The organism is Candidatus Jidaibacter acanthamoeba (assembly GCF_000815465.1).
Taxonomy (GTDB): Bacteria; Pseudomonadota; Alphaproteobacteria; order Rickettsiales; family Midichloriaceae; genus Jidaibacter; species Jidaibacter acanthamoebae.
Genome location: NZ_JSWE01000036.1, coordinates 1 through 19,274 on the forward strand (window position 1 = coordinate 1; position 19,274 = coordinate 19,274).

A 19,274-nucleotide genomic window follows, 5' to 3' on the forward strand; every position below is an offset into this window, starting at 1 on the left:
CCTAGCGGTAGCATCAAATTTTAAGAACGGTAACAGGTCATCCAACGAAATTCCTACTTTAGTCCCGCCTTGAACGGCAAGGCCTGCAACTTTATTAATTGCAAGTATATCCTCATCTTTATATAAAATATTTTGCTCAATCATCTCCAACAACTTATGATGCTTAGGATGCAGAGTCATCTCAGTTCGTAATTTATTTTGCGGCTTACTTTCTAATTCGGTAAGGTCAGGGAATCTGATTTCCTGCTCCGCAAGTACTCGCGTCGAGGTTTGGACTCTTTTACTATCCAGTCTTATTTGACCTTTCCTGGCTAATTTAGCAATAGTTGTAAAACTTATATTAGGAAAATTTCTTGTAAACCATCTATCAACTCTTATCCCATCATCTTCCTGTTTTATCTTAATATGATTTATCTTTATTGCCATTTGTTATGTTACCTTTTAAATTAGAACTAAATACTTGTTATTTATACAATGAATAATATCTTAAAAAAGATTGCCGAAGAAGTGAACAATATACCAGACGTTATTATAAAAGGCAAAGTTTCCGGTATAAAAGGGCTAATTATTTCCGTTCGGGGCTTAAGGAAGTTTGCGAGCATCGGCTCAAGATGTGAGATTTTCTCAAACGGGGGTAAAATAACTTCTGCTGAGGTGGTCGCAATTAATGCTCATGAAATACTGCTTATGCCTTTTGATGATGTAACGGGAATCAGCGCTAATGACGATGTTGTCTTAAAAGCTGCCGAACAATCGGTTTATCCGAGCCTGGAATGGCTGGGAAGAGTAGTGAATGCTTTCGGTGAGCCAATTGATGATAAAGGAGCATTAAAAAAAGGAACTACTCCTTATTTTCTAAAAAGATCCCCTCCTCCTTCGCAGTCAAGAACAAGGGTCGGCGAGAAAATGAATGTAGGAATTAGGGCAATAAATACTTTTTTAAGCTTGTGCAGAGGGCAGAGAATGGGAGTATTTGCAGGTTCGGGGGTAGGTAAATCCATGATGATCGCAATGCTTGCCAAGTATGCTGAAACTGATGTTAAGGTTATCGGGCTAATCGGGGAAAGGGGTAGAGAAGTTCAGGAATTCATTGAAGATTATTTAGGCGAAGAAGGGCTTGCACGCTCGATCGTAGTAGTTGCAACATCTGATGAATCTGCACTACTTAGAAGGCAAGCTGCAAATCTTACACTTTCCTTATGCGAATATTTTAGTGACCAAGGGAAGGAAGTGTTATGCATGATGGATAGTGTCACCCGCTATGCCATGGCATTAAGGGAGATAGGCCTTTCCGTCGGTGAGCCCCCGACCGCTAAAGGTTATACGCCGGGAGTGTTTGCCGAGCTTCCGAGATTACTTGAAAGGGCCGGGCCTATGCTTAAGGGGAAGGGAGCAATAACTGCGCTATTTAGCGTGCTGGTTGAAGGAGATGACCACAATGAGCCGGTCGCCGATGCGGTAAGGGGGATTATAGACGGGCATATTGTGCTTGACAGAAACATCGCTGCCAGGCGATATCCGGCAATTGATATTCTAAAAAGCGTTTCCAGGATGATCCCGAAATGTAACAATGAATATGAAAACAAATTAATCAGTAAATCGAGAGGGCTTATTTCAACATTTGAGGAAATGGCGGATATGATTAGAATCGGTGCTTATAAAAAGGGGGCCGATCCTTTGGTGGATGAAGCAATTAAATATCGGGAAGGACTGGAAAATTTTTTGAATCAAGCTTATAATGAGCATGACGATCTAGAATCATCTTATCTGAAACTAGCCGGAGCAATTGATTTCAAACCTAATGCATAAAATTTTATTTATTATATTAGTTATATTTTGCAGCAACTTTGCCTCAGCATTTGAAGCAATTTTAGTCGACCCACGACAAGAAATGAGAGCAAAAAGTTTGTTTACTCTAATCCGCTGTACTCAATGCAAAGGGCAGTCGATTAAGGATTCTAATGCAAAGATTGCACTTATAATCAGGCAAAACGTACGTAAACAAATAGAAGATGGAAAAACCGACGCGGAAATATTAGAGTTTCTTGAAGCCAGATATGGTGAAGAGATAAATATGAACCCGAAGATTAATAAAAAAAATATTATATTATGGGTTCTTCCTTTATTAATGCTTTTAATTGGGGGATATCTGACTTTAAGGAAAGCTAAGATTTTGGGTGTTTAGTCCCGTATATAAATAATATATCTGATAGGAAAGATATAAACCTTTACTTACAAAGTTAGAACATTTAAAAACCTTAAAAATTAACTTTAAAAAATAGTAATTATAAATACGTTATAATAGTTTAATATAACTCACTCAGTTTCTATTTATAAATTTTTCAGAAATGAATAAATTTATAAATATTATTCACTATCTTCTTGTGTATTCTGAACATAACTATTTTCTTTTTTAATCGCTCTGATAATCTCCAAATACTCTTCCCCTGAAAGGTAATCAGCTTCGTATCCGTAATCTTTTTCATCATCAGTTGTAGAAATTAAAATATATTCCTCGTTACTGACCTGTATTTCTTTTTCTTTCTTACTCATTTTAAATCCTATATAATATATTATTTATTTATTGAATTATTTAGCATTTTATTCTCTTTTTTTTCATTTACAAGTTTAATTTTAAAAGTATCTTTTTCTTCATTATGCTTCAATTTCCATTTTTCATCTATCTCAGCTGCTTTGTTATAAAGAAAATATCCTGAAATCCCCGCAATTAATGCGGAAGCTCCTAATACAATGCCGTATGCTAAAGGATCATAGCTTACCGCACTTGTTAAAGAGGTGGTAGCATTTCCCATAACTTGCGCTGAAGAGCCTGCTAACATCGCGATAGGAGATATGACGGCACCCAATAAGGTTAATGCATTACCGGAAGGCATGCTTGAATAGCCATTAACTAAAGGAGGGACTTGAGAATGCAATTTATGCTGTAAAATAAGCGGTATTATAGGTTCGTTATAATTTTCCGTAATATTATGATTCCTCAACGACTCTATTTCAAATGCTTGCTCTGATAATTTTAATATATTTTCTATTTGCGCTTCGGCATGTCGAGATTCTTTATTTACAGCTTTTATAAATACCTCATCATGCAATGCCTGCTTTAACTCTTGCTTTTCACTACCGTAAACTATTCCTTCCTGTAGTCTTAAAACCGATTTACCTTGATATTGCACCTCTACTTGCAGACCATGATTTGACAGATAAGTTTCTAAAAATTCATTAGATAATGCTTTCTCGCCTTCCGGCCAAATATTCCTTATTTCCTGAGCATTAGCATTCAAATACTTTCTTCCGTGAAAAGTACAGGCGCTTGAAAGGTCATGTACGATTATTTCGCCTGTTTTTAGGTTTCCGCTCTTAACTAATTTCGGCCTTGCCCCAAGCGGTACATCGGTATCATATAACTCAAACTCTATGTCTTGCCCAATATTTCCGGCAATTATATTTTGTAAATTTCCCGGCGCTTCCTTGTGGGATTCTAAAATAAAACTTGTCGGTACGAATCTTCCTGTTCTCTTTCCTCTTTCATCAGCACGTTTAATTGATATCTCAGGTTCAAGTGAAACCATTTTAATATGAACCCGGCCACCATCCGCTGTTCCCAAATCAATTTTTTCTTGAGAAGGAGCAACCCCGTCAAACAGTATGTGGGGCGCTTGCCCGGTTTGCACCCTATCGCGTTGCGTCTTAATTATTTTGTAAGTAACCAATCTGGCTTCGTCATGATTCAACTGGGCATGTTTCCATACTTCAGTTCCCAATCGGCTGTTTTCCGATAACAATGAACGGTAATTATCCGTATTCAACTTTATTACGTCATTCCAAGTAACTCCCAAATTACCAGCTTGCTCGATCATCAAACTTTCCGCTGTTCCCTTGCCGCATGCCGGGGCGCCGGCTAACATAAAGGTGTGGCGTTCACTGCCTGAATGCATACTAATAGGTCTTACTACAATAATGTTCTCTTCGCCTTCCTTTTTTTGACTTTCAGGAAGCTTAAATGCCGCTTTCTCTTTTATTATGTCTTGTACAACCTCATTAACGGTAACTTCAATTATATTCTCCAGAATTTCTTTTTTTATAGCATCTTTAGCAATCTTCTCTATAATTGTTTTTCTTGTTTCGCCTAAGTTAAACTCTCCAAGCTTATATTTACCGGATGCAATTCTTTTATCTACTAAGGTTTTTATTTCTTCCACTTTAGTCGCTATAGGATTAAGGCTAGAAAAGGGCTCCTTGTATGGAGGTCGGTCTAAGGTTGCTATAGCAGCTCCTACTTCTTTATCAACATAATTAGTAATGAGAGGAAGCTGTTTTTCAATAAATATATTTAACTTAGGTATAACTTTATTGTTGTATATTTGTTTAACTAGAGGATGAAAATCGCGTTCGTCTCCTATTTGAATATTGCTAACTACAGAAGCGATAGTATTCTGGAAGGCTATTCTATTAGGGGTAAAATTAATTATATCAATGACGTTTTTTACTCCTGTTGCAGCCACAATTTCAGCAATTTCCAATTCATCCCTTTCGGAGTGATCAATAATAGTAAACCTAGCCGGATCACAAACCCCGTTTTCATCCCGAAGGGCAGCTAAATACTCATCTACTCTTATAGTTGTTTTCATGGTGGATCCCTTATTCTTTATATCCCCTTTTATTTCATAATAATTTCAAAGTATTAATAATTAGTTAATAAATAACAGTTCTTATAAAATTATATGTTATATAAGCAATTAATTACTATAAAGCATGTATTAATGATCAAGTGAAACAAGAAGCCGATATTTTATGTTTAGTATAAAAACTTTCGTTATTTTTATTTCCGATAAATTATCTTCAAATGAAATCTAAAACATTCTACTAAGAGTAACCACTGATGATATCCAAATTACGACCACTATTAAAAATATAAAAAAGATATAAGGTGAGATGCTCACTAAAGTTGCACCTGCTATAAAAGATAACATACTCCACTGAATAAAAGCTCCTAAAGCTTTCCCTCCCTTCTCACCCAGCACATCAGCAACACTCTTACCTTTACTTTTTAATTCATCATCAAGCGGGATATAGAGCATTTCTTTTGTTGGCTCAAAGAAAGAATACTTACTTGCTTTAACTACTATATTTTGTATAGCTCCTGCGATCACACAAAGAAAAAGTATATTATGACCTCCCCATCCTTGAGAAATAGAGCCTTTAAATACAATTAATGTAAAAAACAAACTACCGATAATTAGCATAGTAATAGGTGTAACCAGTGCCCCGGCCCGCCAACTCAATTTTCTTAAGACAATAGAACTGCATAATATAAAAAATATACTGCTACAGCTCATGGCCACCTGAATTTTAGCTATAAAATTGCAATAATCCAATGAATGAGGATATAAAAGACCTAAGTGTTTTTTCCATACTCCCTCAACTAAATTAATCGAAACTCCATAGCACATGACGATCACGGTTATCAGCATAATATACTTTGAAGACAGGATCGCTCGAAAACTCTCAATCAATCCCGGCTTAGCTGAATATATTGGTCTCATAGTTTGCTCTGAGCTAATATATTTCTTAAGAAAATAAACACTTAGGCTAATTATAAGTCCTGCAATAAATATGGTGATGCAAATATATTTTAACGATATTTCCCAACTAACAGAGGTTTTATGCCGAGTTAGAATAGATAATGTAACTCCCGATAATACCGACCCTACTTCCCCGATTAACGCAAGCAGGGGATAATATTTTTTAGCTTCTTCCATAGAATAAATTCGGTTAGCTATCTGCCAAAACATTAAAGGAAGCATTACACCACCCCACATTTCCGATAAAATATAAAATAGGGAGTAAGACCAGTTTGCAAACATCAATAACTGATATTTGAAAAAAGGATAACGCAATATAACTTCACTAAAATCAAAGTGTATGAGTGAAGTATTGGGATATAGAAAAAAGCAAAAACCAAGGAAATAAGAAATAAAACATCCGTTTAATAAATGGTAAATTTGTATCTGCGTTAGGAGATTGCTAAGTTTAGTATAAAATAAAGTGAATATTACAGCAGCCGGCAACACACCATATAGCTTAACAGCACTGATTAATTCCGCTCCAAGCTCAGTGATTATTATAGTATCTTTAGTACCCTTTAAAATACTAAGCACATATATAGTGCATGCTATATTTAATGAAGAAAAAATAAGCTTTGCCAACTCGCATCTCCATAAATACTACTTTATCGATAATGTAGCAAATATATTAAAAAAACAAAGCTTTATATCATCTAATCTAAAGCTCTGTATATAAAGAAGACAATGTGAGCTACTTAATTTTCATTTATATAAAAGTAATTTATTTATCCTGCTTCATATGTTAAGGTTCTCGACAATTGATTTTATATAACTAAAAACTATTTTTATGCTGTTTAAAAGACTTCTGCCTTATATTTCGCTGTATTTTTTAATTGAAACTCTACTTCGGATCTCTCTACTTATCCGTTCTTTAAGCGACATTGATTATAGCCTCATCGATATAATCAAAGTATTAGTGATCGGCTATTGGTTCGACTTAGCTACTCTGGGATTCTTTTTAATTCCGATAATTATATTTCACATATCTTTGCCCGCAAGCAAGCACGGCAGTCGTTTCGATCAAATTGCGACCAAGGTTCTATGCCTTATTTTCACCTTTATATTGCTCTTTGATGCTACGGCTGAACACATATTTTGGAGCGAATTTAATACACGTTTTAATTTCATTGCAGTAGATTACTTAGTATATACCTCGGAAGTTATAGGAAATATTATAGAATCATTCCCAATTTATCGATTAATCGCTGCTCTCATAGTAATTGCTTTCTTTCTTACATGGCTCTCTACTTCAATTTTCAAACCTAAGACTCTTACGGCGCAAAATTTTTCCAAGCGCTTAAAAAGCTCTTTAATGACTTTTTCTATTTTTTTGCTCGCTTATTTTTTAAGTTCGGTAGAACAAGCTAATTTTAAAAATAACGCTGAAGCAACTGAGATAGCATCTAACGGGATACATAATTTATTTCATGCATTTTGGAATAATGAAATTGATTACAATAGGTTTTATGCCAAACAGGATGATAATAAAGTTAATCAAAATATAAGAAAGCTACTTGCTTCTGAAGATGCTTCGTTCATTGATCAGGATATTACTCGAATTATTAAAGCCGACAACCCGATAAAGCATAAAAATATTATGCTGGTAGTAATGGAAAGCATGAGTGCAGAATATATGCAAGCATTCGGCAACAATGAAAATTTAACCCCAAATTTGGATCGTTTAGCAAACGAGGGCTTATTTTTTACCAAGCTTTATGCCACCGGCACCAGAACAGTTAGAGGTTTAGAGGCAATCACTCTTTCAATCCCTCCTACTCCCGGGCAATCGATCGTTAGGCGTGGTGGAAATGAAAATTTATTCTCCTTAGGTTTTGTATTAAAAGATCATGGGTATGATAACAAATTTATTTATGGCGGGTTCGGCTATTTTGATAACATGAATGCTTTCTTTAGTGTAAATGGTTTTGACGTAGTTGATCGCACCAATTTAGATGATAAAGAAGTGCAATTTGCTAATATTTGGGGAGTATGTGATGAGGATTTATTTAAGCGCGCAATAGTAGAAGCGGATAAATCCTATACCACCGGCAATAAATTCATGCAACTGATTATGACAACCTCAAATCACCGCCCCTTTACCTATCCGGAAGGAAAAATTGATATTCCTTCTCACTCAGGGAGAAGCGGGGGAGTAAAATATGCTGATTACAGCGTAGGAAAACTTATAGAATGGGCTAAAGAAAAACCCTGGTTTAATGATACTATTTTCGTATTTATTTCTGACCACACCGCAGGAGCCGGCGGCAAAGTTGAATTAAATTTAAATAAATATCATATACCGATGATAATTTATGCTCCGAACTCCATAAAGCCGCAGAAACATAATGATATAGCAAGCCAAATAGATTTAGCTCCTACTCTTTTAGGTTTAATGAATTTTAGTTACTATACAAAATTCTTTGGGAAGGATTTGCTGAATTCTAAAGTAAACTCACCTTATGCGTTTATCAGCAACTACCAAAAGGTGGCTATGATGAAAGATAATAAAATTACCGTACTTGCTCCAAAGAGTAGTATTAGCCAATATACTTGGCCGAATGGAGAAAATGTTGAGAATATGGAAGAAGCTCTGGTGGATGATACCATTGCTTACTATCAGTCCGCTTCAAAATGGCGTGAGATTTATGGTAAGATTCCTACCCGCCCAATTGCCGAAAATTAAGCACTCATCCTTTATACAGATTAGTAATCGGGTATCTCCGCTCCTTATCCAAAGTCCGGGTGGTTAGTTTAACGCCGGGAGCGGATTGTCTTCTCTTATATTCCGAAATCTTTATCAGCTTTATTACTTTTTCAACCGTTTCTTTATCAAACCCCTTATCTATAATTTCTTCTTTTCCTAAATCCTGCTCTATATAAGCTTCCAGTATCTGGTCTAATATACTATATTCCGGCAATGAATCGCTGTCTTTTTGATCTTCTCTAAGCTCTGCCGAAGGCGGCTTGGTAATTACCCGCTCAGGCATCACGGGGAAGTTTAAATTCATTACTTGAATTGAGGTCGGAAGCTTAGAATTACGGAATTTGGCTATATTAAACACCGCGGTTTTATATAAATCCTTGATCGGGTTAAATCCTCCACACATATCTCCGTAAAGAGTTGCATACCCGACCGCATTCTCGCTTTTATTACCTGTGGTAAGCACTAAACTTTGCGTCATATTTGAAATACTCATCAGTATTATTCCTCTAGCCCTTGATTGCAAATTCTCATAGGCAATTCCGGAAGTACCTCCTATTCCGCTATCAATGGTCTCAACTATATCGGTGATTGCGATAACCCGGTAGGATATTTCGAGCATTTCGGCTACCCTCTCAGCATCCTCCATACTTTCTCTACCGGTAAATTTTGACGGCATCATTATTGCATGCACATTTTCTTTTCCCAAAGCATCGACTGCAATTGCCGCAACTAAAGCAGAATCTATTCCGCCTGATAATCCGAGCAACACCGACTTAAATCGATTATTATGCATATAATCTCTAAGACCCAGCACCATAGCTCCATAGAGCTCATCTTCCTTAGAAAAATTTTCTATATTATTTGTAGTTAAAATTTTATTTCCCTGAACATCTACTACTATGCTATCTTCCCTAAATGCCGATAAACAAAATTTTAAACTTCCGTCGTAACCGAAGCTTCTTCCTTCAAAAACTATACCGTCTTGCCCGAGTACCTGATTACAATATATAATCGGAAGCCTTACCTCTTGATATCTTTTCCTTATTATTTCTAAGCGAGTATTAAATTTTTCACCATCATAAGGGGAAGCATTGGGCACCAGTAAGATTTCAGCACCCTTCTCTTTTAATTTTGAAGCCACCTCAGGAAACCACATATCTTCACAGATCGGTACTCCGATTTTATATTCGTTGATATCTATAACCCTGGGTTCCCCGCTACTAAAATATCTTTCTTCATCGAATACCCCATAATTAGGTATACATTGTTTATAGCTTTTTCCTATAACTTTGCCGTTTTGAATAGCTAAAATTGCGTTATAAAGCTTATCTTTTTCTTTAATTACAGTGGGTAATAAAATTGTCGATGCTTTAGAGTTTTTTATCAATGAGGCTGTGTGCTTTTCTAATTCCATTAAGAATGAAGGTTTATGCAATAGATCTTCAGGCGTATAGCCTACACTGATCATTTCCGGAAATAAACATATATCGGCATTATCATTGCATGCTTTCAAATAGCAATTTTTAATTAAATCAAAGTTATACTCAATATCTCCTATTCTAGGCTTTACCTGTGCTAAGAATATTTTCATTCCATCCTACTTATTATGTCACGTTATTAACTAGTATTCTTTATAATGATTTAAATCTACCTTGTTCTTTTTCTATAACTTTTACCCATGTATTCCGAGGACACGGGCTCTTTTCATTATATTTATGTAAATCTTTATATTTATTAATATTCCATTTTGCAGTAGCATTTTCAAGCTCAATTCTTAAGTGCGGCAGATTATAAAAATCTATTAGCATTGAAGCCAAATTTTTTAAATAAATTATATCGGATTCTGAATCCAACAACTTATGAATAATTTCTTTAACTTCCAAATATGCATTTTTAATCTGCTGCTCGAATGTTACTCTCTTTTCTTCTTCCTCATTAGTTATATAACCGGCATTTTTTTCAAAAGCGCCGGCAAGTTCACTAACCTCCCCCAAGGTTTTCTCCATCCCTTTTAACTCTAAATAATCCCCTTAAAACATACCTTAAATATATCAGGTTAACAGAAGGTTAATAAATTATGATGAAGTAGAAAAACAAGTACTTTTCTTGACAGGTTATTTTTTTTCAATATAAGTTGGTTAATTATTATACACCAGGGGTGCTTTATGTAATTTTACATGAGGCTGAGAAACACCCTTAAAACCTGCTCTGGTTAATGCCTGCGGAGGGAGTGTGAAGCAAGAATTTCATATGCCCATTTTATAAGCGGGCAAGCTTCTCCTTTTCTTGTTTTATTTCTTCTTCGTAGAAATTTTATGAGGAAGAAGAGATGAAAGAATATCTTAATAAAACTTATTTACCTGCAATGCTTGGTGCTGCAATAGAATATTATGATATAGCCCTTTACGGCTTCATGGCACCAATCTTAGTGCAAGTTTTTCTCCCTCATCTTCCTAAAACTACTGCATATTTTTTCTATTTCTTATTCGAATTTTTCGCAAGTTTGGCTCAATTAGCGGGAGCATATTTTTTCGGTAAAATGGGTGATAATGATGGGCGTAAAAATGCCATGTATTATGCTATGATCGGTACATCATGTACTACTTTTATAGTTAGTGTATTACCCTCTTACCTTTCTTTGGGGATATTTGCTTCTTTCCTTTTCTTTGCTACCAGGCTTATGCAGGGATTCTTTCTGGGTGGAGAATACAACGGAGGAGCAATTTATTGTTTGGAACATGAACAAGACCACCGAAAGCACGGTACAGTTAGTGGGTTATATTGTGCATTAACAGCTTGTGGAATAATAACAGCAAGCCTTGCCGCTACCGCTGTCAATCACTATGGATCAGAATATTTCCGTATTGCTTATGGGGTTAGCTTTTTGCTTGCTATGCTAACCTTTTTTCTTAGAAAGTCGGTAAATGAAACTTCAGAGTTTTTAAAAGCTAAATTAATTTCTAATAAGCATTTTATAAGAACAAGCCCTTTTAAGCTTGATTATAAAAACTTAGTTAGTCTAGGAATAGCTTCTCTTTTATTCGGAATATTGTATGGGATACCAACTCGTATTTTTAATGCGATAATTCCACTTGTAACAAGCATCAGTACTAACTTAACCATGATAATCAACAGTGCTTTTTTAGTACTGTATATGCTGCTTTTAATAATGTTCGGTATAATTGCAAATAGATTTAAGTTTAAAAAAATGATGTATTTAACAGCTTTTTTAACTGCATTACTTGCTTACCCAATAATTATGTTAATAGAAAGTAGATCTCTTGAAGGAATTATTATAGCTAAAGCTATTTTTACCTGCCTTGCCGCTGCTTTTATTTCTCCCCTTCATGCATTTGCTCAAAGTTTATTTATAACTGAAGAAAGATATAAGCTTATCTCAATAGGGTACACACTGGGTAAATGCTGCTCTACCTTAATAATAGCCTTATCCGTCACCACTTATGATTACCTTGGTAACTTATACGGTATAGCATCAATTCTAACAATAATTGCAATAATTACATGGAGAGCATTATATGAGAAGCAGACTTAATCATTCGCTTAAACTTTGTTTGGTTACCAATATAACTCATCAACCTATGGAACAATACTTAAGGTTTGTTGAGGAGGCAGTAATGGGAGGAGTTACTATGGTACAACTGCGGGAAAAATCTAATAATTTAGTGGAAGTTAAAACTCGGGCTAGAGAACTGCAAAGGTTACTATGTTCGTTCGAAATACCGCTTATTATTAATGATTATGTTGAACTTGCAGCAGAAATAGATGCCGATGGAGTACATATCGGTCAACAAGATATGTCTATCACAAAAGCTAGAGGAATTTTAGGAGCAAATAAAATTATCGGATTATCAATTGAGGATTTAGATGAATTAAGTGAAAGCAATAATTCAAATGATATAGATTATGTAACCGCAAGTGCAGTTTTTCCAAGTAAAACTAAACCTGGTTGCAAGCAAATCTGGGGTATTGAAGGATTACAAAAAATAACTTCAACTTCTATACATCCGGTAACTGCAATCGGAGGAATCAAACTAAATAATACATTAGAGATTATAAGTACAGGAGCGAAAGGGATTGCAGTTATCGGAGCTATTCATGACGCTCTTAATCCTTATGAAGCAGCACAAAATTTAAGAAAAATTATTGATAATAAAAATGGAACGGCCTTATCATATAGGAGATAGAAAGTGAAGAAAGTTTTAACAATTGCAGGTTTTGATGGCTCGGGAGGTGCCGGAATACAAGCTGATCTCAAAACATTCTCAGCATTCGGCTGCTATGGAACGAGCGTGTTGACAGCGCTTCCTGTTCAAAACACTCTTGGTGTAAGAAATTGTTATGAAATACCTTTAAAAGCAATAGAAGAACAGTTGTCGGCAATATTTGATGATATAATACCGGATAGTATTAAAATCGGGATGCTTTTTAAAAGTGAAATTATCGAACTTGTTGCAGATTTCCTTAAGAAAGAAGCTAATAGCATCCCTATAATTCTTGACCCGGTAATGGTCGCTAAAAGCGGTGATCGCTTATTGTTATCTAATGCTATAGATGCTCTTAAAACTCAGCTTATCCCACTAGCTGCTATCATCACCCCAAACTTGCCTGAAGCTTACGAATTAACAGGCATAAATGCTACAACACCTGATAATATGCTACAAGCAGCTAACCAATTATTAAAACTTAGAGCTAAATCAGTGCTTTTAAAAGGTGGCCACTTAGAAGGCAATGAATGCTCAGACTTATATATCAATGAAGAAGGTATAAGTACTTGGCTAAAAGCAGAACGCATTATAACTTCTAATACCCATGGCACAGGCTGTACATTGTCTGCAGCTATTGCTTCCTGCCTTGCACATGGAATGGGAATGTTAGAAGCATGTAAAGTTGCTAAGTACTATTTATATAATGCACTTAAAGCCGCAAGTAATAAAAAAATCGGTTTGGGTAAAGGACCTGTTCATCACTTCTATCATTTATGGCCTACAACTGAAAAATCAGATAATAAGAATAGTAAGAAGCACGCGCCTAGCCGTCATTTATACATAAACTTAGTTTAATTTTTTATAGTTCAACTATGCTCCCTATATATAGGATATTAAACTTAACTTACTATAAAATATTAAAGTATACCCACTACCGAAAGCTGGGTTCCGTATTCCGCTTTCCCATCTTTATTAAAGTTCTTTTCATGAGTTGCACGTCTATAGCTAAAAAATTCAGGATTAGAATAAGTATCTATTCCCAAATTATCAATATGTTGAATTCCGATAATTTTAAGCCTTTCCACACAATAAGCAGGTAGATCGAACATATAGTGGTCGGCTTGCTTTGAATTAATAAAAAATTTACTGCTAGCCGGTTTAACACTTATAAAATTATTATAAAAGCTTTCATCTACTTCATATGAGGCTTGCTGAATGCATGGCCCGATTACACAAATTATATCTGCTATATTAGCTCCTAAATTTTGCATAGCCGCTATAGTATTACCTATAATACCTGATATAGCCCCTTTCCATCCTGCATGAGCTGCCGCAATAATCTGTTTTTTAGGATCGAAAAATAAAATAGGAGCACAATCGGCAGTTTTTATCCCTAGTAAAATTCCCGGTAAATTAGTGACCAAAGCATCTGCCACCGGGTGCTTAATATGCTCATCTCCATCTTTTATACTTATCACCCGGTTTGAGTGTATTTGTGTAACTGTAATCAATTTGTTGTGCGAAAATCCTAAACTATTACTTATAATCTCACGATTGGTAATAACGTTCTTTTTACTATCAGATGAGGCTAAGTTACAATTTAAAGATTGAAAATGTAAATCTTTACTCACACCTCCTTTCCTGGTAAAAAAGCCATGTGCCAGGTTAGCTTGCTCTGCTAATTTTAAACCGGAATATTTAAAGGTCTTACTTTCTTTATTCATATTAAATTATATTGTTTATTTTACTCTTTTTTACTGCCTCTTTCAAACCCTTCGTTTAATTTAGCTCCCACATTTTCAGGCATAAAGTTTGTTCCTTCATTCCCTCCTATTTTCCCCTTGTTACCGGGCATCATAAGTTCATCCATTTTCCTTGTTAGCATACCAGGTTCTTGTACAATTTTTTCTCCTTGTTTTGCTACGCTTCCTATGAGTGGGATACCCTGTGCTTTCTTTAATACCATACCTATAGGATTTAAGCCTTTAACCATATTCATGCCTTGCCCGATAAATGAGCCTTGAATCGCGCTTTGCATTGCACTGGCCGAAGCTGCCGAAGTTGACCTACTACTACCCATTAATGAATCTGCAATAGTCGGTACTTCTTCCAAAAAGCCGTTAAATATTAATGAAACAATCAAAAAAGCAAATAAATGCCCGATCGTTAATGCTGAATTAGCCTGGCTGGAAAAAGTCGGGTACCAAAACATTAAATCAAAAATATCAAGGCCTGCAATACTAACATCCCATACACTCACCCAACAAACCTGATAATATAATAATTTTTGCAGTTGCTCTGTAATTATGCTCATCATAAGCGCAAAAGTAGAAACGACAAGAATCATAAGAAATGCACTATTAACCATTAACTTAATCCATTCATCAAATAACTTCTTTGTCCATTCAAATAATAACATTATGATAAATATCGGAGCCGAAACCATAAGCAACGCCAATTGCATAACTGAAAGTAAATATAAAAATACGGCTCTAAAAATACCAAGTAATAAAAAATACCAACATATATATATTGCAGGAATAAAGTAAAGTTTCCAGTCATAGAATAAAACCGCAACTATTTTTTTATGTATCGGAGCAGAAATTAACATTTTAAAAAACATATCAAATATTGAAAGCGGAGATGCATCTTCCGGCATTAAGAAAATAGGATCATTTATATTATTATCATAATATAATGTTGAGGTAATAATGATTTGAGTGATGCTTGCCGCTCCGTCAGTAAATAAATTAAATAGATTATTATTAAAAAAGTCCCAACTATATTCTGAAAGCAGGGTAGCAATTAAACCGACTTTTATTAACCTGATTATTAACTCCTTCTTCTCAATTTTAATTAACCCTATCATGAAACCTACCCCTGTGAAAGCTACATATAACACAAGCATAGCTCTACAGATAGTAATGAACTTTAAATCTCGAGTAACGGAAATATAAATAGAGGCAGTAACTTCTTTTATAGCATCGGTAATAACTTCCATAACTTCCTGAATAAATCCTTTATTTGAAAATACCCCGCTAATTAAGCTAACCAAATATTTCCCGCCGTTATCATCATAATATCTATCTAATATTTTGAAATATAATCTTCCTCTTACCACATAATCTAAACCTTGTGACTGCTGGTCTTTAGTACAAACCGTTTTCTGCTCATCATTGTTTTTACAAAACTGACTATAATTTACTTCAAAATATTTTTTATCTTCACTTGATTCCTCATTATTTTTAACCGTAGCATGAAAAGTCCTGAAAAAAGCGGTCGGTAAAGTTAAAGCATTCCCAAGCTCATTAGGGTTTAATGTTTGGCCATTATTATCTATTGCAATCAAACCATACAATCCTTGCCCTTCTTTAAGCACGCAAGGGTATGCATGATTAGGATCGCTGTCTACTATCTTCCCGTTATCTAAGCAAATTGCATGGTTTGAAATATTTTTTGCACAATCAAGCATTATACATTCGGTTTTAGTCTCCGCACCCCAAGGATACCACTCTCCTTGAATATACCCTTTAAGCTTAGCATAAGAAGAATTTTCAGAATTATTGGCAATACCGGTAGTATATAGCCCCGTATCCACCCATGGTGCAATTTGCTGCCCTTTAGGAAAAGCTCTTAACAGTTTTGTATTAACTGTTTTTCCGGTTTTAGGATCTTTAGCTTTATATGTGCTACCACCTCCGCTTTGATTAGGATTAGCAGGCACATATAATGACCCTCCAAGACCAAAATCAGAAGCAAGAACACAGCTTTCGGCATATGACTGCTGTGGGCTACTAGAAATTCCTATCAGTAAAATCAGTAGAACTTTTATAAAACTTAATAGTTTTTTCCGCATATCCCCTCTAAGATCTTTTCTACTTTTACTACATAGTTAAAATGAATAATAATATTCTTTCTTTTTCTTTCTAAGTAAAAATATAATTTACCTGACATAATTATCCTTTTCACATTATTCAACCATCAACCGGTGGCATAGGCATTGGCGGCTTAGGCATCGGTGCACCGTCTTTTTTAGTTTTTCCCTGCTCTCTTTGCTCTCCCCTTTGTTTCCCCTGTAGGAATGGTTGTGTTAAATTATCTCTGGCCTGTACTGATTCTTTATCAGTTCCGGTGACTGCACCGAAACCCTCTAAGCCTTTCGCTAAAGGATCATTGTTATCAGCCATATTACTAAGACTACTACCTATAAAACCTCCACTGACAAGTTGCATTGCCATTGAAGAGCAATGACCTATTAAAGCATATGTAGATTGTGACATTAAAAATAAAAAGAGTATAGCTGCTATCTGAGTAAGCGGCAGACCAAGAAAATCATCGGCCGGATAATGCATACTCATCATAGTAGTCCATCCCGGTATTAAGCACAAATCAATATTTATAACGCCAGCATCAAGTTGGAATCCTAAGAGACATATCTTACATGCAGTAATTGCTAAACTTGTATATAAACCTATCATTAATAAATTATTTATCATAGTGATCATAGCGAAGACAAAAATCGGCTGCAAAGCAAACGATAATAGTTGTTTAAGCCAAGCATCAAAGAACTGCCTGGTATATTCAAATAAGATAAAAGATATAAATAGAGGGGCAATTAAAAGGAGTAAAGCTATCCCGATCATTGACATTAAGTAAATTATAATAGCTTTACCAATACAAAATATATAAGTTATTGCTGCAATTACAATTAATATAGCAATTACAAACCCTAAAACAGAAGACATAAGCACTGCACACACTTTAATCCACACTTCTCTACTGAATAGCTGAGTAAACGGCTTATCGAAAACAGAAAAAGCTAAGGCAGGATCTTGCTGAATTCGGGCAATTTGCTCCGCTGAAGCTCCGGTTTCAACTACAATTCTTGCTATAATCTCCAACCCTCCATCAGTAAATATATTAAATAAATATATATTAAAAAATTTCCAACTGTTTGGTGAAATTAAAGTTATTACCACCCCTATTTTTATAAATCTTATTATAGCTTCTTTTTGAGTTATTTCTGCAAATCCCGCTATAAAGCTTAAACCCGTATAAGCAATATATAAAATAAGTAAAGCCCTTATTGCATTAACTAATTGGGTATCTAATACCATCCTATTAAATATTTTCTGAACTTTTCCCGGAGTATTTATGTCACCGAACAAATACCCTTTTACTGTGCTGATCAAATCAGAAATAAAACCGGTTATGCTAGGGGGATCACCCTCAATTTCTACCTCTACAAAATATCCTCCGCTGGTTTTTGACGGAGCATAATTATTTTTAGCGGACTCGTTACTGGATTTGCAATGCGATTCATCATTCGGGCATTGAGGAGCCTTATCTTTTTCAAATTCTAACGGTTTTATTCTAAGGAATACCCCACCTCTATTCTTTCCTTGTAACACTACTTCACCACGGCTCATAATCGCATCCTTAGGTACATCATGCCACTCAACGCTTGGATCCCACGGTTTGTAAGTATTTATATCATCCTTAGTATCTAAGGGTACTATAGCATATTGCAGCCTATCTCCATTATAATACGGGCACCCTTTCCAAGAGATCTCTACATACTGTCCTCCAAGATTATCATCCCAATTATCAGCATCTCCTCCATCATAATGCTTTAACCCGAGACGGCTCCAATATTTTGAAAATCCTGAAAGATACCCTGAATAAAAAATCATTTTATAGAGATAATTATCTTGCTTTTGGTTATCAATGATTACATTAGTTCTAATATTCTCTAATATTCTATTTTCTAAGCCGTAAAAAGGATATTTCGCATTGTTTTTGTTTGCTTGTGCAGGAGAAATTGTATAACTTCCTTTAGCATTACTACCGGGGATTTGTAATTCGCTCCCTGCCAGATAAAGTAATTGCCCGCCATCCCAATCATCATAATAAGGAGCCCTAACACCCAGTGAATACTGAATTGGCACACCTTCACAGCCATCTGAACATAGAGAAGCAAACCCCCAGCCCATAGTTATAGAAAGGTAATCACCATTTTTAACGTCAATCCCTGTATCAGTCCAATGAGGGTTACGTGCATTCCATGTACTCGGAGATGTGTTTCTCCCCGACCATTTACCGGTATTCCAATCCCAGATATTATCCTTAAAGGAATAAATGGTAGGAACTAATTTAACTGTTTTCATCCCGCACATATATACTGTATTTCCTTCCGAATTTCCCGGATCAAATACCTTAAAATACGCCTTTGCTCCAGGATTTATAGTAATTCCGGTCTCATAGTAATTATTGGCGGCTGAATCTACTGCAGTTTCATTGGTACTGCACTTTGCCCCTATCCCAACCGCCTCTTTCTTAATAAACGGTAGCCAGTCAGTACTGTCTGGATTGGCTTGTCTATAAAAGCTGGTAAAATCTTTCCCTGTTTGGCAATCCATTATACAAGCATCAATTATATCTTGGTTTAATTCCCCGTCATAACTGGTTCGGGAAAAAGCATTACATTCTATTTTACACCTTTCCGCACAGACACGACCTATCGGTTTCACCTCAATAACTTTTCTTTGGATATCACCGAACTCCCAGCTGAATATACAATCATCATATATTGCATGGGAATTCTTAGGTATGAATATTAGCAATACCCAAATAAGTGCGAGAATAAAAGCAAAACTTATATTTTTTAAATATTTTAAACTTAATAAATTTTTCATTTTTTAC

Annotated in this window: 14 protein-coding genes, 1 pseudogene and 1 riboswitch; of the genes and pseudogenes, 6 read left to right on the forward strand and 9 right to left on the reverse strand. The window is 35.3% G+C overall.

Translation table 11 applies throughout. The annotated features are described in order from the left end of the window. A pseudogene (locus NF27_RS00490) lies at positions 1-426 on the reverse strand (hypothetical protein); the annotation flags it as partial. Positions 427-474: 48 nt separating this feature from the next. Between NF27_RS00490 and fliI the strand changes: the two are divergent. After that, a complete protein-coding gene (gene fliI / locus NF27_RS00495; RefSeq protein ID WP_039454646.1) occupies positions 475-1,809 on the forward strand; it encodes a flagellar protein export ATPase FliI in 1,335 nt (444 codons plus the stop codon). Then, positions 1,802-2,185 (forward strand): cytochrome c-type biogenesis protein, encoded by a 384-nt coding sequence (locus NF27_RS00500; RefSeq protein ID WP_053332445.1) that lies wholly within the window; start codon positions 1,802-1,804, stop codon positions 2,183-2,185. Before fliI ends, NF27_RS00500 begins: the two co-directional genes overlap by 8 nt. Before the next feature lie 182 nt (positions 2,186-2,367). On the opposite strand, the gene NF27_RS00505 is transcribed toward NF27_RS00500, so the two are convergent. The 3 genes from NF27_RS00505 to NF27_RS00515 form a co-directional block, all read right to left on the reverse strand. Continuing rightward, a complete protein-coding gene (locus NF27_RS00505) occupies positions 2,368-2,553 on the reverse strand; it encodes a hypothetical protein (RefSeq protein WP_039454648.1) in 186 nt (61 codons plus the stop codon). A 20-nt stretch (positions 2,554-2,573) separates the two neighbouring features. Then, positions 2,574-4,646, reverse strand: a complete 2,073-nt coding sequence (locus NF27_RS00510; protein WP_039454649.1) for a zeta toxin family protein — start codon at positions 4,644-4,646, stop codon at positions 2,574-2,576. A 222-nt stretch (positions 4,647-4,868) separates the two neighbouring features. Beyond that, on the reverse strand, positions 4,869-6,224 hold the full coding sequence (locus tag NF27_RS00515; protein WP_039454651.1) for an Npt1/Npt2 family nucleotide transporter: 1,356 nt from the start codon (positions 6,222-6,224) through the stop codon (positions 4,869-4,871). Between the two features lie 205 nt (positions 6,225-6,429). Between NF27_RS00515 and NF27_RS00520 the strand changes: the two genes are divergently transcribed. Beyond that, positions 6,430-8,325, forward strand: coding sequence for an LTA synthase family protein (locus tag NF27_RS00520; protein WP_039454654.1), 1,896 nt, complete (start codon positions 6,430-6,432; stop codon positions 8,323-8,325). A 4-nt stretch (positions 8,326-8,329) separates the two neighbouring features. Here the strand turns inward: NF27_RS00520 and NF27_RS00525 are convergent, their stop codons facing one another. Together NF27_RS00525 and NF27_RS00530 are read right to left on the reverse strand one after the other, a co-directional pair. Continuing rightward, on the reverse strand, positions 8,330-9,937 hold the full coding sequence (locus NF27_RS00525) for an NAD+ synthase (RefSeq protein ID WP_039454656.1): 1,608 nt from the start codon (positions 9,935-9,937) through the stop codon (positions 8,330-8,332). 40 nt (positions 9,938-9,977) lie between these two features. After that, positions 9,978-10,352 (reverse strand): hypothetical protein, encoded by a 375-nt coding sequence (locus NF27_RS00530; RefSeq protein ID WP_039454661.1) that lies wholly within the window; start codon positions 10,350-10,352, stop codon positions 9,978-9,980. Positions 10,353-10,490: 138 nt separating this feature from the next. After that, positions 10,491-10,594, forward strand: a riboswitch (TPP riboswitch). Between the two features lie 81 nt (positions 10,595-10,675). Here NF27_RS00530 and NF27_RS00535 point away from each other — a divergent pair. From NF27_RS00535 to thiD, 3 genes are read left to right on the forward strand one after another with little or no spacing between them, the layout of a single operon-like run. Further along, positions 10,676-11,899 (forward strand): MFS transporter, encoded by a 1,224-nt coding sequence (locus NF27_RS00535; protein WP_039454664.1) that lies wholly within the window; start codon positions 10,676-10,678, stop codon positions 11,897-11,899. After that, a complete protein-coding gene (gene thiE, locus NF27_RS00540; RefSeq protein WP_039454666.1) occupies positions 11,883-12,551 on the forward strand; it encodes a thiamine phosphate synthase in 669 nt (222 codons plus the stop codon). The genes NF27_RS00535 and thiE overlap by 17 nt, the downstream gene beginning before the upstream one ends. A 3-nt stretch (positions 12,552-12,554) precedes the next feature. Next, a complete protein-coding gene (gene thiD, locus NF27_RS00545; protein WP_068981987.1) occupies positions 12,555-13,427 on the forward strand; it encodes a bifunctional hydroxymethylpyrimidine kinase/phosphomethylpyrimidine kinase in 873 nt (290 codons plus the stop codon). A gap of 62 nt (positions 13,428-13,489) precedes the next feature. On the opposite strand, the gene pgeF is transcribed toward thiD, so the two are convergent. From pgeF to NF27_RS00560, 3 genes are all read right to left on the reverse strand, one after another. Continuing rightward, entirely contained in the window at positions 13,490-14,296 is an 807-nt protein-coding gene (gene pgeF / locus NF27_RS00550; protein ID WP_068981988.1) for a peptidoglycan editing factor PgeF, read from the reverse strand. Positions 14,297-14,316: 20 nt separating this feature from the next. Then, positions 14,317-16,428: a TrbL/VirB6 family protein gene (locus NF27_RS00555; protein ID WP_039454668.1), complete on the reverse strand. Its 2,112-nt coding sequence runs from the start codon at positions 16,426-16,428 to the stop codon at positions 14,317-14,319. Between the two features lie 118 nt (positions 16,429-16,546). Beyond that, positions 16,547-19,267 (reverse strand): TrbL/VirB6 family protein, encoded by a 2,721-nt coding sequence (locus tag NF27_RS00560; RefSeq protein ID WP_039454669.1) that lies wholly within the window; start codon positions 19,265-19,267, stop codon positions 16,547-16,549. Between the last annotated feature and the right edge of the window lie 7 nt (positions 19,268-19,274).

Bases quoted from the DNA above. Each gene is read 5' to 3' on its own strand.
- fliI (WP_039454646.1), top strand. From the start codon at position 475: ATGAATAATATCTTAAAAAAGATTGCCGAAGAAGTGAACAATATACCA.
- NF27_RS00500 (WP_053332445.1), top strand. From the start codon at position 1,802: ATGCATAAAATTTTATTTATTATATTAGTTATATTTTGCAGCAACTTT.
- NF27_RS00505 (WP_039454648.1), bottom strand. From the start codon at position 2,553: ATGAGTAAGAAAGAAAAAGAAATACAGGTCAGTAACGAGGAATATATT.
- NF27_RS00510 (WP_039454649.1), bottom strand. From the start codon at position 4,646: ATGAAAACAACTATAAGAGTAGATGAGTATTTAGCTGCCCTTCGGGAT.
- NF27_RS00520 (WP_039454654.1), top strand. From the start codon at position 6,430: ATGCTGTTTAAAAGACTTCTGCCTTATATTTCGCTGTATTTTTTAATT.
- NF27_RS00525 (WP_039454656.1), bottom strand. From the start codon at position 9,937: ATGAAAATATTCTTAGCACAGGTAAAGCCTAGAATAGGAGATATTGAG.
- NF27_RS00530 (WP_039454661.1), bottom strand. From the start codon at position 10,352: ATGGAGAAAACCTTGGGGGAGGTTAGTGAACTTGCCGGCGCTTTTGAA.
- NF27_RS00535 (WP_039454664.1), top strand. From the start codon at position 10,676: ATGAAAGAATATCTTAATAAAACTTATTTACCTGCAATGCTTGGTGCT.
- thiE (WP_039454666.1), top strand. From the start codon at position 11,883: ATGAGAAGCAGACTTAATCATTCGCTTAAACTTTGTTTGGTTACCAAT.
- pgeF (WP_068981988.1), bottom strand. From the start codon at position 14,296: ATGAATAAAGAAAGTAAGACCTTTAAATATTCCGGTTTAAAATTAGCA.
- NF27_RS00555 (WP_039454668.1), bottom strand. From the start codon at position 16,428: ATGCGGAAAAAACTATTAAGTTTTATAAAAGTTCTACTGATTTTACTG.
- NF27_RS00560 (WP_039454669.1), bottom strand. From the start codon at position 19,267: ATGAAAAATTTATTAAGTTTAAAATATTTAAAAAATATAAGTTTTGCT.